Origin of the sequence: Gracilimonas sediminicola (assembly GCF_024320785.1) — a bacterium.
Taxonomy (GTDB): domain Bacteria; phylum Bacteroidota; class Rhodothermia; order Balneolales; family Balneolaceae; genus Gracilimonas; species Gracilimonas sediminicola.
This window is the reverse complement of record NZ_JANDBC010000001.1, coordinates 988,118-1,005,132: the sequence shown is the minus strand read 5'-3', so window position 1 is coordinate 1,005,132 and position 17,015 is coordinate 988,118. Positions and strand designations below refer to the sequence as shown.

At 45.2% G+C, this 17,015-nt stretch carries 12 protein-coding genes; 9 read left to right on the top strand and 3 right to left on the bottom strand.

Annotated features, from left to right (window positions below; genetic code table 11):
• From hflX to tsaD, 8 genes are all read left to right on the top strand, one after another.
• Positions 1 to 1,290 (top strand): GTPase HflX, encoded by a 1,290-nt coding sequence (hflX, locus tag NM125_RS04520; protein WP_255133287.1) that lies wholly within the window; start codon positions 1 to 3, stop codon positions 1,288 to 1,290.
• 6 nt (positions 1,291 to 1,296) lie between these two features.
• A complete protein-coding gene (locus NM125_RS04515) occupies positions 1,297 to 1,962 on the top strand; it encodes a CBS domain-containing protein (protein WP_255133285.1) in 666 nt (221 codons plus the stop codon).
• A gap of 36 nt (positions 1,963 to 1,998) precedes the next feature.
• A complete protein-coding gene (locus NM125_RS04510; RefSeq protein ID WP_255133283.1) occupies positions 1,999 to 4,995 on the top strand; it encodes a tetratricopeptide repeat protein in 2,997 nt (998 codons plus the stop codon).
• Positions 4,992 to 6,281, top strand: a complete 1,290-nt coding sequence (gene aroA / locus NM125_RS04505; RefSeq protein WP_255133281.1) for a 3-phosphoshikimate 1-carboxyvinyltransferase — start codon at positions 4,992 to 4,994, stop codon at positions 6,279 to 6,281. Before NM125_RS04510 ends, aroA begins: the two co-directional genes overlap by 4 nt.
• Before the next feature lie 166 nt (positions 6,282 to 6,447).
• Positions 6,448 to 6,882: an Hsp20/alpha crystallin family protein gene (locus tag NM125_RS04500; protein WP_255133280.1), complete on the top strand. Its 435-nt coding sequence runs from the start codon at positions 6,448 to 6,450 to the stop codon at positions 6,880 to 6,882.
• 114 nt (positions 6,883 to 6,996) lie between these two features.
• The gene (dnaK, locus tag NM125_RS04495; RefSeq protein ID WP_255133279.1) at positions 6,997 to 8,952 is read left to right on the top strand and encodes a molecular chaperone DnaK; all 1,956 of its coding nucleotides are present in this window, start codon (positions 6,997 to 6,999) and stop codon (positions 8,950 to 8,952) included.
• A 143-nt stretch (positions 8,953 to 9,095) separates the two neighbouring features.
• Entirely contained in the window at positions 9,096 to 10,037 is a 942-nt protein-coding gene (locus NM125_RS04490; protein ID WP_255133278.1) for an Lcl C-terminal domain-containing protein, read from the top strand.
• Positions 10,038 to 10,154: 117 nt separating this feature from the next.
• Positions 10,155 to 11,138: a tRNA (adenosine(37)-N6)-threonylcarbamoyltransferase complex transferase subunit TsaD gene (gene tsaD, locus NM125_RS04485; RefSeq protein ID WP_255133276.1), complete on the top strand. Its 984-nt coding sequence runs from the start codon at positions 10,155 to 10,157 to the stop codon at positions 11,136 to 11,138.
• 69 nt (positions 11,139 to 11,207) lie between these two features.
• Here the strand turns inward: tsaD and rnhA are convergent, their stop codons facing one another.
• Positions 11,208 to 11,651: a ribonuclease HI gene (gene rnhA, locus NM125_RS04480; RefSeq protein WP_255133274.1), complete on the bottom strand. Its 444-nt coding sequence runs from the start codon at positions 11,649 to 11,651 to the stop codon at positions 11,208 to 11,210.
• Entirely contained in the window at positions 11,644 to 12,483 is an 840-nt protein-coding gene (gene pyrF, locus NM125_RS04475) for an orotidine-5'-phosphate decarboxylase (RefSeq protein WP_255133273.1), read from the bottom strand. Before pyrF ends, rnhA begins: the two co-directional genes overlap by 8 nt.
• Before the next feature lie 411 nt (positions 12,484 to 12,894).
• On the opposite strand from pyrF, the gene NM125_RS04470 reads away from it, so the two are divergent.
• The gene (locus tag NM125_RS04470; RefSeq protein WP_255133271.1) at positions 12,895 to 16,236 is read left to right on the top strand and encodes an amidohydrolase family protein; all 3,342 of its coding nucleotides are present in this window, start codon (positions 12,895 to 12,897) and stop codon (positions 16,234 to 16,236) included.
• A gap of 69 nt (positions 16,237 to 16,305) precedes the next feature.
• Here the strand turns inward: NM125_RS04470 and NM125_RS04465 are convergent, their stop codons facing one another.
• The gene (locus NM125_RS04465; protein ID WP_255133269.1) at positions 16,306 to 16,980 is read right to left on the bottom strand and encodes a hypothetical protein; all 675 of its coding nucleotides are present in this window, start codon (positions 16,978 to 16,980) and stop codon (positions 16,306 to 16,308) included.
• Positions 16,981 to 17,015: the final 35 nt, after the last annotated feature.

The following is a 17,015-nucleotide window of genomic DNA, read 5'->3' as shown; positions in this document are numbered from 1 at the left end:
TTGTTAGACGACGTTAAAAATTCCGATATAGAACGAGAACGAGTTGTATTGGTAGGTTTGTATGGACCTGAAACCACGAGATTTCAGGCCGAAGAATATTTAGACGAGCTCGAACTACTTGCCGATACAGCCGGGGGAATTACGGTAGAAAAAGTACTTCAGAACAAAACGCACCCCGACCCTTCCACGTATGTAGGTAAAGGTAAACTTAGTGAGTTGAAGCGCATCATGGGAGAGGAGCGCATTGATACCGTAATTTTTGATGATGACCTTTCTCCCACGCAAATACGAAATGTAGAAAAAGGCACGGATGCTAAAGTACTGGATCGAAGTTCACTGATTCTTGACATTTTTGCAGCCCGGGCTAAAACAGCTGCAGCTAAAACACAGGTGGAACTTGCCCAGTTGGAATACCTGCTCCCGCGACTTACCCGATACTGGACTCACCTTTCCCGACAGAAAGGAGGGATTGGAACAAAAGGTCCGGGGGAAACCCAGATTGAGACCGATAGAAGGCTGATTGGCCGGCGCATTTCTGTGCTAAAGGATAAGCTCGAAAAGCTAAGCAAGCAGCGAACCACACAGCGTAAAGGTCGTGAGGGAATGAACAGAGTATCGTTGGTTGGATATACCAATGCCGGTAAATCCACCCTGATGAATGCCCTGACTGAAACAGGAGTGTTTGCCGAAGACCGGCTATTTGCAACGCTTGATTCTACCGTTCGCCGTCATGAGCTTGAAAACCATTCGGTACTTCTGTCTGATACTGTAGGATTTATCCGAAAGCTGCCCCATAATCTGGTAGAGAGTTTTAAATCTACTTTAGATGAAGTTCGGGAAGCCGATATACTGTTACATGTAGTGGATGCATCTTCCAAAATGGCTCAGGAGTATATTGAAGTGGTGGAAGAGACCCTGGAAGAGATTGAAGCCACGAATAAAAGAACCATTTTAGTGTTCAATAAAGTGGATAAAATGGATGCACACCAGGTTGCAGATATGAAAAGGATGTATCCGAATGCAGTGTTTGTATCTGCTGAACAGCGAATTGGCCTTAAAGAGCTGGAAAACAGCATCGAGGAGATGATTGAGCTCGATTACAGCCGCCATACACTGCAAATTCCGGTTTCAAAATACAAGGCAGTTGCTTTTATTCATGAAAACGCCAACGTTGAAGAGGAAACGTACGATGGTACCGATGTTGAATTAACGTTCAGTATCGCCAAAAAAGATTTTAAGCAATTATCCCATTTGTTGGATACTATTGGTGCTAACGGCGAAGTTGTATAGTCACTTATGTTAATAAACGAAATCCTGAATACAGACATATCACCCCTTCATATCGAAGACACGGTTGCTACGGCACTGATGAAAATCGATTTGTTGCACACCACAAAGTTTACCGTTGTGGATGCCGACAACAAGGTGGTGGGCATGGCTTCGCTGGACAAGCTGATTGAAGTAGTAGATGAAAATTCCCTGCTCTCGGACGTAGAGTTGGAAGACCCTATTTTTGTACCGTACAATCAGCATTTATTTGAGGCCTCCCGAATTATGCTGGCTAAAGAGTTATTTCTGCTTCCCGTCACCGATGAGGAAATGAAATTCCAGGGCATGATTAAAAAACGGGATGTATTAAGTGCTCTTGGTGATGTATTCAACCTTTCAAGTTTTGGATCTGTTATAACTGTGGAGCTGGACCAGGTAGATTTTACCCTTTCTGATTTGGTTCGCATCATCGAAATGGAAGGGGCAAAGATATTGGGAGTGGCTGTTCAACAACCCAATGCCAAAAATCAGGCCTACCGTGTATCCTTTAAATTAAACCTCGAAGACTCTTCCGTAGTAAGCGCAGGATTACGCCGCTTTGGATACACAATTACATCTGAAGCCAATAGCGAGGTGCTGGAGCATAATTTTTCTGACCGCGCGGATGAACTTATTCGTTATCTTGACATATAAGAAGTAACAATTAACCTTATTTATCCTGACGAGTTCATGCACGTCGTCCCCAAAAGCAGCCTTCTTACTTTTCTTATTACATTAATTCTGGTGAATGTGCTCCCCGCACAAGATATACCCTCACCGTCCACCCAATTGTATGAAAAAGGGATAAATCTGTACGAGAGTGGTTTTTTTGAAGAAGCCATTGAACGATTTGAGCAGTTTAGCTCCGAATATCCTAACCATGAAATGCGCATTTCGGCGGACTATTATTTAGTGAGAGCTAAAACCGGGGTTGATTCTTCCGGCATAGAAACCTACTACAAACAGTTTGTGCAAGAATATCCCGGAAGTGATCTCTCCGAGAAACTGCTTAAAGATCTGGGGCATCGGTTTACGGAAAAGGGACAGTACGAGGAAGCCATCGGCTATTATCAGCAGGCTATTAAATCATGGATGAAAGACACCGAGTCTGCAAAAACGAAATACTGGATAGCGGAAGCGGCAGCTGAAAACGAAGACTATGCCGATTCCCGCGTTTACTTTATGGAACTGGCTAATGATTTTCCGGATTCTGAGTGGGCGCCAAAGGCATTGTACGCTCGTGGGAGACTCTACCTGTCCCAACAGCAGTATAATGCAGCCTCCATAGCATTTGAAGTACTCAAAGAGCGTTATCCCAATAACGAGATAACCCGAAGAGTGGGCACTGCTCTGGGTGAGTCATATTATATGCAGGGCAAGTATGAAGATGCCATCGAAGCATTAAATAGTGCTTTACCTTATCTGGAGGGGGAGTCCCAACAGAAAGCGGTATTCCTGATTGCTGAAAGTCAGAATTTCCTGGGACAATATGATGTAGCATCAAAATCATACCTGCGCTACATCAATATGACAAAGGGAACACCGCAGGAACGCATCGCTCATTATGGGTTGGGATGGGTGTATAACAAACAGGAGATTTATCATTGGGCGGCAGAGTCGTTTGGAAAAGCAGCCATCGGAGACGATGAAATAGCTCGAAAGGCTCAATACTATAAAGCGGTAAATGAAAAGCTGGGCGGGCAGTATCGCAAGTCCATCAATTCATTTCGTGAGTTTGGAGAGCGCTACAAAGACGGACTATGGGTTGAAAGGGCTTATTATGAATGGTCGGTGTCGGCTTTTCAGGCTTCGCTTTATGGAGAGGCTATTGAAGTGTTGTTAGATTTGGTGCGCAGTGATGTAGAACTTGAGGAGCCGGCCAAAATTTATACCATGCTTGGGGAAGCCTTTTTTGCTAATGCGGAATATACTCGTGCCATTCAGGCTTTTGAAGAAGCAGAGAAAGCAGGGAATATCGATCCCGCACTTAAGCGACAGGCACGTTTTCAGAAAGCCTGGATTTTATATAGAAATCAGGCTTATCAGCAAGCACAGCCTATATTTGAGTCGGTTTATGCAGAAACGCCCGATTCTGAGGTAGGGCGGGAAGCCTTGTTCTGGAGTGCCGACAGTTATTACAAAATGAACCAGTTTAGTAGTGCCGCTCAACGCTTCAAGATGTACACCCAAAACTACCCTGATAATGAAATGATGGGCCCGGCGCTGTATTCACTGGGCTGGAGCTATTTTGAAATGGGTCAATACGAAAAGGCCGTTGGCCCGCTGGAAGATTTCCTCGAGAATTACGAAAAGCCGGAAACAGCTCTGTTCCCATATGACACGGATACTCAGCTTCGTGTCGGTGATGCCTATTATGCTTTGGGTCAGTATCGGCAGGCAATTGCCAGTTACAACCAAGCCATCGGTGCAGAGCCGGGTGGCGATTACGCCATGTTCCAGACAGCAAACAGCTATTACCGGGCCGGACGCACCTTTGAAGCAGTTTCTAACTTCCGGAAGATGCTGAGAATTTATCCTTTTAGCCGACTGAGGGAACAGGCTCAATATAATGTGGCCTACATCTACCTGAATACGAACAATTATTCGCAGGCGGTCGAAGAGTTTCAAACGGTGATTAACAAATATCCGGGCACCGATTGGGCGGCACGTTCACAATACAACATCGGGGATGCCTATTATAATGCCGGCGAATATGAGCGAGCCATAGCCGCTTACCAAAAAGTATTGGACGATTACCCGAGAAGCAGTTACATCATTGAGGCGATTAACGGTATTCAGTATGCGCAATTATCAGCCGGAAGATCAGACAGTAGTTCGGTGATTTTGGAAGAATTCCTCAGCGATAACCCAACCAGTTCCACTGCCGACCAACTGCGATACCGACAAGCATTGAATGTGTTTCAGTCAGGCGATTATGAAAATGCGATAAAAGAATTCCGGCAGTACCTGAGGGTTACCAATTCAGAAAGACTCATGCCCGAAGCCTACTCAAACCTTGGAGAAGCCTATCGCCAGCTGGGTCAGATTGATAATGCCATCAATGCCTACCAAACCATTGTGGATGAATTCCCGAATGATGATTTGGCATCTTCAGCACTTACATCACTTGGAACGCTGAATTTTGAGCGGGGTGAGTACGACCTATCCCACGCAAACTATGCGCAGCTGTTGGAGTCCGCTCCACGGTTCAGGCAGGAAGCTTATGTGGGAATGGGGAATGCCAGTCTGGCCCGGGAAAAAATTGATCAGGCGAAGGAAGAGTATGAGTCGGCCCTGCAGGTGAATGCGAACAACGAAGCTGCCAAAGTGGGACTGGGCAAAGTAGCGCTGGCAAATAATAATTATGACGAAGCCCGCGACCTGCTCTTCCCAATTGCCGAAAGAAGTACTACCGAAATTGGCGCTGAAGCACAATATTATCTCGGTAAAATTCTTCAGGAACAAAACGACTTCAACCCCGCCATTGAAGAATATGCCAAAGTGAAGGTTCTTTTTGAGGCTTTTGACTACTGGGTTTCTGAGTCGATGTACGCTACGGCGGAATGCCATATTCGCCTGGGCAACCGTGGTGAAGCTATGACCGTGTTGAACTCAATTATCAATAATTACCCGGGTACCGAAGCAGAGCAAAAAGCTCAGAGATTGCTAAGCCAAACAGATTCATGATTAAAAAGATTACTTCGGCTTCATCTTTAAAAGGTGAACTCACATTACCTCCTGACAAATCAATCTCTCAACGCGCTGCCATTTTTTCGTTATTGTATGATGGTGTTTCGGAGGTAAAAAATTATTCCCAAGCCCAGGATCCGCAAAGCACATTAAGCTGCGTCCAGCAGCTTGGTGCTGAAGTGAAAGAGGAAAACGGCACCCTCATTATAAAAGGAACCGGAAGAAAGAACATCAAAACACCGGTTAAAGATCTTGATTGCGGTAATTCCGGTACTGCCATGCGTTTGCTTTCGGGAGTATTGGTTGGGGCCAATATTTCAGCGAAGCTGGTAGGGGATGAATCCCTTTGCGGGCGTACGATGACACGAATTATCAAACCGCTGGAGAAAATGGGGGCACATATACTGGCGCGGAACGGTGCTTATGCTCCGCTTTTCATTAACAGGAATGAACCGCTGAAGCCCCTGCAGTTTGAACTTCCGATTCCAAGCGCGCAGTTGAAGTCATGCGTGTTATTAGCTGGTTTATTTGGAGAAGAGTTAACGCAGGTTATTGAAATTTTGCCAAGCCGTGATCATTCCGAGCGCTTGCTGAATTTGGACCAGAAGGTGGTTCAGGATCGCAAAATCATTTCGGCAAGTTTGGCGGATGAAATTCCCAATCAAAGCTACACTATTCCGGGAGATTTTTCTGCCGCAGCTTTCTGGCTGGTTGCCGGCGCTATTCAAAACGATGCGGAAATTAAGATCGGGAACGTGGGACTGAACCCTACCCGAAATGCCCTGCTGGATATTTTGGATGAGATGGGTGCAGACATCACCATAGAAAATGAGCGTATGGAAGGTGCCGAACCGGCCGGGGATATTATCGTAAAAGGTTCCGATTTGAAAGCTATTGAGATCGACCCGAAGATGATCCCCAACTGTATCGATGAACTACCCATTCTTTCGGTGGCTATGCTTTTTGCAGAAGGTACTTCCACTATATCGGGCGCGGAAGAACTTCGCCACAAAGAAACCGACCGTATCATGGCAATGGCAAACATGCTGAATGCCGTGGGGGCCAACTTCGAGGAAAAAGAAGATGGTTTAATTATTCATGGAGACCCGGATTTTTCATTTTCCTCCGCGAATTTTGAATCCTATCATGACCATCGTATTGCCATGGCTGCTGCTGTTCTATCACTTAAAGGAAGTCAAGAGAGCTTCATCAAAGATGCCGAAAGTGCGGCCGTTTCCTATCCCGGCTTCTGGAATGATCTTGAAGACCTATCAACTTCTTAAATTGATTGCTATGTAACGTGTTTAAGTATTAACGTTCGCACTTAAACACGTTAACACCTCCCACTCCTGACAATACGTCCGTCAATACGTCAGTTTTCCCACCGCCCTCCCTGATTGGCATTGCTATTGCTTACTTATGGGTGAACAAGAATTAATCGGCAAGCACATGGGAGATTTTACAGAATTTGGTATCGAAATAGAGAGACATCTCTCAAAGCTGGGTAAGGATATTCAGCAATTTGTAGAGAAAGTTGTGCCGCTGGCCAACGACGACAAAGATTTTGCTCCTGACTGTGATATCGTAGAGAGTGAAGAAGAATTTAAAATTCTGTTGGATCTTCCGGGACTATCCAAAAAAGAGATTGGAATTTCCCTTAAGAACAATGTGCTGACGGTTAAAGGCGAGCGTGAAATCACTGCCGGAGATGGCGAAGAATTTAAGCGACAGGAACGACGTCGCGGGGCTTTTGCCCGGGCATTTGCGGTACCGCAAAATGTGAATGCGGCCGAAGTGTCAGCCAGCTTCAGAAACGGTGTTTTGACCATCGCTATGCCTAAATCGGAGGCGTTAAAGGACTCACAATCCATACCGGTTAAGTAGAATAGGGCCACGAAAGCTCTAAACCACGAAAGAAAAATTAATTTTGTGTTTTAGAGTTTTTGTGGCGAACAAAAGAATATTAAATCAAACAAATAAAACTCAGATTTTAGACCAATGGGAAAAATCATAGGAATTGACTTAGGAACTACCAATTCGTGCGTAGCCGTAATGGAAGGCAACGAGCCGGTGGTGATTCAGAACAGTGAGGGTGGGCGAACTACTCCTTCTGTTGTTGCTTTCACCAAAGACGGTGAACGACTGGTTGGAGCGCCTGCAAAACGTCAGGCCATTACTAATCCGGATAAAACTGTTGCTTCCGTAAAACGCTTTATGGGGCGCATGTTTGACGAGGTTAAGGATGAGACCAAGCAGGTTAACTACAAAATTGTAAAAGGCGATGACAACACGGCACGTGTTGAAATTGAAGATCGCAAATACGCGCCTCAGGAAATCTCGGCAATGGTGCTTCAAAAAATGAAGCAAACTGCGGAAGAATATCTGGGCGAGAAAGTAACGGAAGCTGTAATTACAGTTCCTGCTTACTTTAACGATGCCCAGCGTAAGGCAACACAGGAAGCCGGGAAAATTGCCGGACTCGAAGTAAAGCGTATTATTAACGAGCCAACAGCCGCTTCTCTGGCTTATGGACTGGACAAGAAAGATGATGATCAAACCATCGTAGTGTATGACCTCGGTGGCGGTACTTTTGATGTGTCCATCCTGGAATTAGGTGACGGTGTGTTTGAAGTGAAATCTACTAACGGTGATACACATCTTGGTGGTGACGACTTTGACCAACGCATCATCGACTTCCTGGCCGATGAGTTTAAGAAAGATGAAGGTATTGACCTTCGCAAAGATCCAATGGCCATGCAGCGACTGAAAGATGCTGCTGAGAAAGCCAAGATCGAACTTTCAAGCTCTCAAAAAACGAACATCAACCTGCCATTTGTGACGGCAACTGATTCAGGACCTAAGCACCTGAACATTGATCTGAGCCGTGCCAAGTTTGAGCAGCTGGCTGATGACCTGATCAAACGGTCTATCGATCCTTGTAAGAAAGCACTGGATGATGCCGGGTTTACCAAGAATGATATCGACCAGGTAATTCTGGTGGGTGGTTCAACCCGAATTCCGAAAATTCAGGAAGCGGTTAAAGAATTCTTTGGTAAAGACCCAAGTAAAGGTGTAAATCCTGATGAAGTAGTCGCAGTTGGTGCGGCTATTCAGGGTGGTGTAATGTCGGGTGATGTAGAAGACGTTGTTCTTCTGGATGTAACTCCGCTTACCCTCGGAATTGAGACCATGGGCGGTGTAATGACACCTCTTATCGAAGCCAACAGCACCATTCCAACCAGCAAGTCACAGACATTTTCAACAGCTGCCGATAATCAGAGCAGTGTAGAGATTCATGTATTGCAGGGTGAACGTGCTAAAGCGCAGGACAACCGAACACTCGGTCGTTTCCACTTAGATGGAATTCCACCGGCACCACGCGGAGTCCCTCAAATCGAGGTTTCCTTTGATATGGATGCCAACGGTGTACTGAACATTAAGGCACAGGATAAAGGAACCGGTAAAGAGCAAAGTATTCGTATCGAATCTTCTTCAGGATTGTCTGATGAGGAAATCGAAAAAATGAAGAAAGCTGCTGAAGAACACGCAGAAGAAGACAAGAAGATTAAAGAGCGTGTTGAGAAGCTTAATGAGGCCGACAGCCTTGTATTCTCTACCCGCAAGCAGCTTGACGAGTACGGCGACAAGATCTCCGATGACAATAAGAAAGCCATTAAAGATGCTCTTGAAACCCTCGAAAAAGCACATAAAGAAGAAAACATGGACGAGATTGATTCAGCGATCGAAGCTGTAAATCAGGCTTGGTCCGGTGCTTCTGAAGAAATCTATAAAGCTACTCAGGAAGAAGCTGCTGCAGGTGGCGCAGCCGGAGCCGGAGCTGCCGGAGGTCAAACTCCCGGCGCTGATGGTGCATCCGCTTCCGAAGAATCTGATGAAGGCGATGACGCCGTAGATGCAGATTACGAAGTAGTTGACGATGAAGACAAGAAGTAAGTAACATATAGCTCACTTACTCGAAGATTAAATTAACCCCGCACATTTAACTGTGTGGGGTTTTTTATTTTGTGGAGGTATTCTTCTATCTAAATAAATCGGTAAATTATTATATTCTTTGGAGTAATCTTTAAGGAACTATTATGAGTTACCGTCTTATCTGTTTTATACTTTTCCTTTTTTCGGGCTTAGTCATAAGCTGCAATTCATCGTCATCGGTTGAAGAGAAAAAAATAGAAGCCATTAAAATTTTATCGACCGAGGTAAGGTATTTAAAGACACGGTCGGTGAATTTATTTACGACCTTCAGCATCAATGAACCTTATTATTCAAATTATACAAAGTTTAATTCTAGCTACGGGTACCAAATATTTATTTCTGTTGACAGTTTGCCGGATGAAACAAATAATATCGAGTTTGCTGATGCAACAGATATGGAGGGATTGGTTTACTACAATAAAGAAAAAAATGAAGGTATCATTAGTAATGTAATCTATGAACTGAGCCCCGGAACTGAATATTTTTACCGCATTAAGGCTCTATTTAAGCAATATGGTGATAGTTTTGAAAAGTATTCAGAATCAAAAAAATTTAATACAGAGGATCAGCTATATGAACAAGGCGGTATTGTATTCTATGATAAAGGAGAGTACTCGGATGGATGGAGGTATTTAGTTGCTGCACCACCAAACTGGTACAATGGGGAGATTGACCCAAAGGCAGAATGGGGTTGTAATTCAGTTTTAATTGGTACTTATTCCGGAGAAAATGGATTGGAAAACACACAAGCTATAAATAATGCTGAGTGCGATGATTCAAAAAATGGTAAACCAGCTTACAAACTAGCTCTGGAGCTGGAATTAAATGGGTTTGATGATTGGTATTTACCATCCATCAGAGAATTGAGAAAACTCTATCAATTTAAAAACGGTGGCTTAGTGGGTGGTTTAGATAATGAAACCTACTGGAGTTCAAATGAACATGCTGTCGATTCACTGAGAGCAGTGATAATGATTTCCTGGGGAGATGAGGATACTGATAGTAAAACGGATGAACACCGTGTCAGACCAATCAGAAGATATTAGTATAATAAATAGCAGATTTTAGTTAAGCCCGAAGTGGCATAAACGAAGTCAAGTAATCCGCGACATCCGTGTTCCATTTCTCATGTCTTTCAAGCCCAACATTCGTATCTTTAAGGCATGAATATACTCGGAATTGAATCCTCTTGTGATGATACCTCAGCGGCGGTTTTAACGGCTGAAGGAATTAAATCGAATGTGATTGCCTCGCAGTCTATACACCTCAAATTCGGGGGAGTGGTACCGGAGCTGGCATCGCGGGCTCATCAAAAAACTATTACGCAAACCGTAAACCAGGCTTTGAAAGAAGCAGAGCTTTCGCTGGATGAAGTGGATGCCGTTGCCGTAACCCAGGGCCCCGGATTGCTGGGTTCATTGTTGGTTGGAACCTGTTTTGCCAAAGGACTTTCCCTTTCCCGAAACATCCCACTGATTGGGATTAACCATATGGATGCCCACATCTATGCCAACTTCATCGACCACAGCCCTGAGTTTCCGTTAGTGGCGCTTACGGTGTCGGGCGGGCATACACAGCTGGTGCATGTGCAATCGGCCTTTGAGCACGAAATTATCGGGCAGACACGGGATGATGCCGCCGGAGAGGCTTTCGATAAAATCGGTAAGCTGCTTGGGCTGCCGTATCCGGCCGGGCCTCACATGGATCGTTTGGCTAAAGACGGGGACCCTAAGTTCCATAAATTTCCACAAGCTTTGCTTCAGGAGGGATTGGATTTCAGCTTCTCGGGTTTAAAAACCAGTGTATTGTATTATCTGCAGGATAAAGAGGAGGACTGGATTCAGGAGCACATGAATGATATATGCGCCAGCGTTTCCTTTGCGATTGCTGAAGTGTTGGTGAAAAAGTTAAAACGCGCAATTAAGAAAACCGGGGTTAAAACAGTGCTGTTGGCCGGTGGAGTGTCGGCGAATTCCATGCTGAGAGAAAAATCAGAAAAAATGGCCAGGGAAATGGGTGTTCAGCTGTTCTCTCCAAAAATTAGCTATTGCACCGATAACGCAGCCATGATTGCCATCACCGGAAAAATGAAAGCCGAAGCCGGTCAGTTTGATGATCTGGATATGGTTCCCTACGCTTCGCTTTAAGAAATTAGAAATGCTGGATTATGAATTTTGAATTGGCTCTAAGCGAATTCAAAATTCAGCATTTCTAATTTAGAATTTCTTCGATTCGGCTACGGCGAGTTGGTCTGCTCGTTCATTTAGTTCAATGCCGGCATGGCCTTTTACCTTCACCCATTTTACATCGTGAGGTTTCATAGCTTCCAGCATATCCTGCCACAACTCTTTGTTTTCAACCGGTTTTTTGTCGGCTTTGCGCCATCCGCGTTTCTGCCAGCTGTCAATCCATCCCTGGGTAAAAGCGTTAATAATAAGGGCGCTGTCGCTGTGGATTATGACCGTGCAGGGTTTATTCAATGCATTTAAGGCCTCAGTTACGGCCTGCATCTCCATTCGGTTATTGGTGGTTTGCGGATCTCCTCCCGACAGTTCTTTCTCTTTTCCATTCCAAATAAGGACGGCTCCCCATCCTCCCGGACCGGGATTGCCGCTACAGGCTCCATCGGTATAAACAATAACTTCCGGCTTCTTAGACATATTTTTTCGTGATTGAACTTAATTTCTGTTTCATCGATTTGGCTTGTTCGGCAACATATTCAGGCCAGTCTCCTTCATCTTTTCCTGCGTAAATAATGCCCCGGCTGGAGTTAATAAGGGGAATTCCGGTATGATGGGTTAATGCCTTTTCAAGTTCTGAAATAGAACCGCCCTGAGCCCCGATGCCCGGAATAAGCAAAGCCCCTTCGGGATGATACTTTAACACTGAAGAGGCCTCTTCCGCTTGCGTTGCGCCAATAACCATCCCTAAATGAGTATCTGAAAAACGTGATTTTTTCGAGAGCTGATCTGCAATGTACTCCGACATGGACTCGAAATTTTTATAGGGCTGTTTGAGGAAGTCGGAAGCCCCGGAGTTTGAGGTCAAGGCCAGTACATACAGGCCTTTGGTTTCATCTTTGGAAAAGGCCTCCAGTGTTTCGAAACCCATCAGCGGGTTTATGGTGATGGCATCCACATTAAACTCATCGAAGTACGCCTTTTTGTAATGGTCGGCTGTTGAACTGATATCTCCTCGCTTGGCATCGGCAATAATGATTTTATTTTCCGGGATGTGACTGATCACTTCCTCAAATACAGACAATCCGTCTTTACCCAGAGCTTCAAAAAAAGCCAGATTGGGTTTAAAAGCAGCGGCGTGCTCAGCGGTGTAATCGATTACGAGTTTACAGAAATAGCTGACTTGCTCCTCACGAGATTCAAACTGCTGCTTAACAGGTTGAGGAAGAAGATCGAGGTTGGGGTCAAGTCCTACACATAAGGTAGAGCCGGTTTCTTGTACTGAGGCTCTTAGTTTTTCTGTAAATGTCATACCATAAAATTTTTGCTGAAGATAACATTTCTAAAACCCAATGTTTTATTTGAAATGGGTGTTAGTGACAAGGTATTAGGTGTTAGGTTTTAGTTTGTTCTTTTAGATAAAAAAGGCAAAAACTAAAACCTAACACCTTGGAACTAAAACCTTTCCTATAAATCATTCTTCTCAGACCTGAAACAAGCCTGCCTGTCGGCAGACAGGTTCAGGGGTGACAACTTACTTACCGATACACAAAGTGGAAAAACTCTCAATTTTTTATAATCGAACTCAGATGAACAACTCTTTTGCGCTTTCGTGTTTTAGTGGCAAAAACAGAAGCGTTACTTGTATATACTTGTAAAACGATTGGGCTGGTTCGCTAAATTTTTTAGCTTCTTTCACTTCAAATTAAATAAGTCGAATACTATGGAAAAGCATACGTTTGTAAATAAATGGATCAAATTACTGTTCGCCGGGTTGCTGGTAATTTCAATACCTCAGTTGTCAGTTGCTCAGGATGGTGAAGCCGAAGCAGATAGTACCGAAGAAGAGAAGAAAAATGATTTACCACTGGAACCCGGTCGTGAATTTTCTTTCAACCTGAATGAAGGTTCCTGGATTGCCCTTGACGTGAGCCCGGATGGCAAAACCATAGTATTTGACTACCTCGGTGATCTCTATACCATCCCGATGGAAGGTGGAGAAGCTACTCAATTAACCGAAGGCATGCAGTTCGACAGCCAGCCACGGTTCAGCCCGGATGGAAAAAAGATTGCGTTTATATCGGATGCTTCCGGTGCAGAAGGTGTGTGGATCTATGACTTAGAAACCGAGGAGAAAGAACAGCTGACAAAAGGAAAAGATGACGAGTATCAGTCTCCGGAGTGGATGCCTGATGGTAAATACGTAATTGCCTCGAAAGATGACCCCGGCAACCACAAGATTTGGATGTATCACATTGACGGAGGCTCCGGTGTGGCTTTGACTGATGAGCCCGGCAACCTGCGTATGTTGGAAGGCGCTTTTGGTGCTGATGACCGCTATGTGTGGTTCTCCCGACGATTCGGAACCTGGAATTACAATGCGAGTTTGCCCCAATATCAGATTGCTACTTATGATCGTGAAACAGGGGATATTACGGTACAGTCCAATCGCTATGGTTCTTCATTCCGCCCCACACTTTCAAGCGATGGCAAGTGGCTGGTGTATGGTACCCGCCATGATGAGTATACAGGATTGGTAAAAAGAGATCTGGTGACCGGAGACGAAAGCTGGCTGGCCTACCCGGTTCAGCATGATGATCAGGAATCACGGGCTTCCAGAGATGTGCTGCCAGGAATGTCGTTCACCCCGGATAACAAGTATGTGGTTGCCTCTTATGGAGGTAAAATCTGGAAGCTGCCCATTGATGGTGGAGATGCCATTGAGATTCCGTTTTCAGTAAACTCAACCATAGAGCTTGGCCCTGAGCTGGATTTCGACTATCCCATTGAAGATACGCCCCAGTTTGAAATCACACAGATTCGTGATGCTGTTCCTTCTCCGGATGGGCGGAAAATAGCCTTCACTGCATTGAATGAAATTTACACCATGGTGCTTCCCGATGGAGAGCCTAAGAAATTGGTGGACCTGGACGAAACTCAGGCTCAACCCGTTTGGTCACCCGATGGAGAATGGATTGCGTTTGTTACCTGGACGCCCGAAACAGGAAAGGTTTATAAAGTTCGGCCAAATGGACGCCGGCTGCAACAACTTAATGAAGAGGAAGGGGTATTCCAGGATCCTGTTTGGAATAATGATGGCAGCCGCATTGTGTTGATCAAAGGGCAGCCTCAGGACTTTCGTAATGCAACCCGAAGAACGGCTTTTCAGGGAACCAGCGATTTAATCTGGATTGATGCAGATGGAAGCGAAAACAAATTTATTACCTATACAAATGGTCGGGGAAATCCTCATTTCGTAAAAGGATCAGACCGGATTTATCTGTCGAGCTGGGGAGGTCTTTCCTCCATTCGCTGGGATGGAACCGATGAAAAAGAACATCTGGAAGTAAGCAGGAGTGGAGGAGGTACTGCTTCCTGGATCAGGATGGCTCCCGAAGGAGATCAGGCGCTGGCTCAGGTTCGCAACGACCTGTTTGTGGTGACTGTGCCAAAAGTTGGTGGGGAGGCCCCGGAAATACGTGTGGGCGGTTCATCCAGTCAATTCCCGAGTAAACAACTTACTGATATTGGAGGGCAGTTCCCTGCATGGAGCTGGGATGCCAATCGTGTACACTGGTCGATTGGGAATGCACACGTTATTTATGATTTTGATGATGAGCAGGCCTATGAAGACAGTGTAAAAGCTGCCAAAGAAATGGAAGAGGAGAAGGCAGAAGATGAAGCCGGGGAGGCTGACTCAGAAGAAGAATCTGACGAAGAAGAGGAAGAGGAGAAAGAAGAAGACAAAGGATACCAGCCTCAGGAAATAGAGATAACCGTAATGGCCGACCGTGATATCCCGGAAGGTATTCTGGTGCTTCGCGATGCAAGACTCATCACTATGAATGGGGACGAAATTATTGAGAACGCCGATTTGGTTATTCAGGATAACCGGATTATTGGGGTTGGAAAACAAGGAGAAGTTACTATCCCGGAGGGTGCTGAGATCATGGAAATGAATGGCAAGACCATTATCCCGGGATTTGTGGATACGCATGCCCATTTCCGGCATCCGGTGAACTTGCACCGTGGTGAGTTTTGGTCGTACCTGACGAATCTGGCCTATGGTGTTATCACCACGCGAGATCCGCAAACAGCTACTACCGATGTACTTACCTATCAGGATTTGGTACATGCAGGTAAGCTTTTAGGTCCAAGAGTTTACTCAACAGGTCCGGGTGTTTTTAGCAGTGAAGATATCAGTGATTTGGATCATGCCCGGGACGTGTTAACCCGATATAGTAAATATTATGACACCAAGACCATAAAGATGTATGGTGCCGGAAACCGTGAACAGCGACAGTGGATTATTCAGGCTGCGAAAGAGCAAGAGCTGATGCCAACCACGGAAGGTTCTCTCGATTTCAAGGAAAACCTGACGCAGGTAATAGATGGTTATCCGGGCCATGAGCATTCTTTTCCGGTGTTCCCCCTGTATAAAGATGTGATTGATCTTGTTGCGTTTTCCAGAACGGTTTACACGCCCACTTTGCTGGTTGCTTATGGCGGCCCGTGGGCAGAAAATTACTTTTATGCTATCGAACGACCACATGATGAGCCCAAGCTTCAGCGGTTTATGCCCCACCAAAACCTGGATGAGCGGACCCGGCGCCGAAATGCCGGCTGGTTTATGGAAGAAGAGCATGTGTTTGAAGAGCTCTCCGTTGTTGTAAAAGACCTGGTGGAAGCGGGTGGACGTGCCGGAGTTGGAAGTCACGGACAGCTACAGGGCCTTGGGTACCATTGGGAACTGTGGGCCATGCAGGCCGGTGGAATTTCCGAACATGACATTCTGAAAGTAGCCACCATTCAGGGAGCTGATGGCATTGGGCTGGATCAGGATTTAGGATCTATAGAGGAAGGAAAGCTGGCCGACCTTGTGATACTGAACAGCAATCCGCTGGATAACATCAGAAATACGGCTGATATCTCCCATATTATGAAAAACGGGTATATGTACGAAGCTGAAACGCTGGACGAAGTATTTCCGAATCAACGAGAGCTACCAACCTTCTGGTGGCAGGATAATGAACCAAGTAATGTTCCCGGTGTCGAAAAGGAATAATGTGTTTAAGTGTTAACGTGTTTAAGATCAAACTACTCTTTAACACGTTAACACTCTAACACTTTCCAACTATAGAACGCTTTCAGGGTGAACCTCTTCAAATCCGTGGGGAGGCCGGTCGAGTGTCCAGGTTTCGAAATAGAAGTGCCGTTCAGATCTGAATTTCTTGCCGTTAATGCTGAAGAAGCGGAAAGTATCCGGAACCAACTCCTGAAACGGATAGAACATATCCGTGTATATGTTTTCTTTAGAAAAAATATGCAGGTCAAATCCGTCTTTAGCCTGCTCTTTGTACACAACAATATGCCCGTCTTCCAGAGCTTCTTTCAGCTCTTCCTTCAGATGTCCCACGTTGGAATTGATATCAATGTGCAGGCTTTCGATGTCCAGGTCTGTTGATTCTGCACCCGCAAGCACAAATACTTCACCTAATTCCAGCACAGAGACTGCGTTAGAAATTGAAGTCGCCTTCCCATTTGCTGTGAACACATTCTCGTCAGGAAAGGCCTTCTCAAGGGCAGCTATTACTTTTTCATACCCGGAAATCATGTTCAACCCAAATCGCTCTTGTGCCAGATCGGTTCCCGTTAAGTAAAACTTTGAATAGGTGGGGTCGGGCTTCATGAAATCTTCGAGGGTCGATTCCATCTCATCCGACTTTTTGTTGGGCGTTCGTTCGGGAAGTTTATCCAGCCGCTGGTCATGATGAAAAAAGAGTTTGAAGATGTCGGTCGAAGTATTCATTGATTAGGGTAACATTCTTTAATAATTGAGTCATT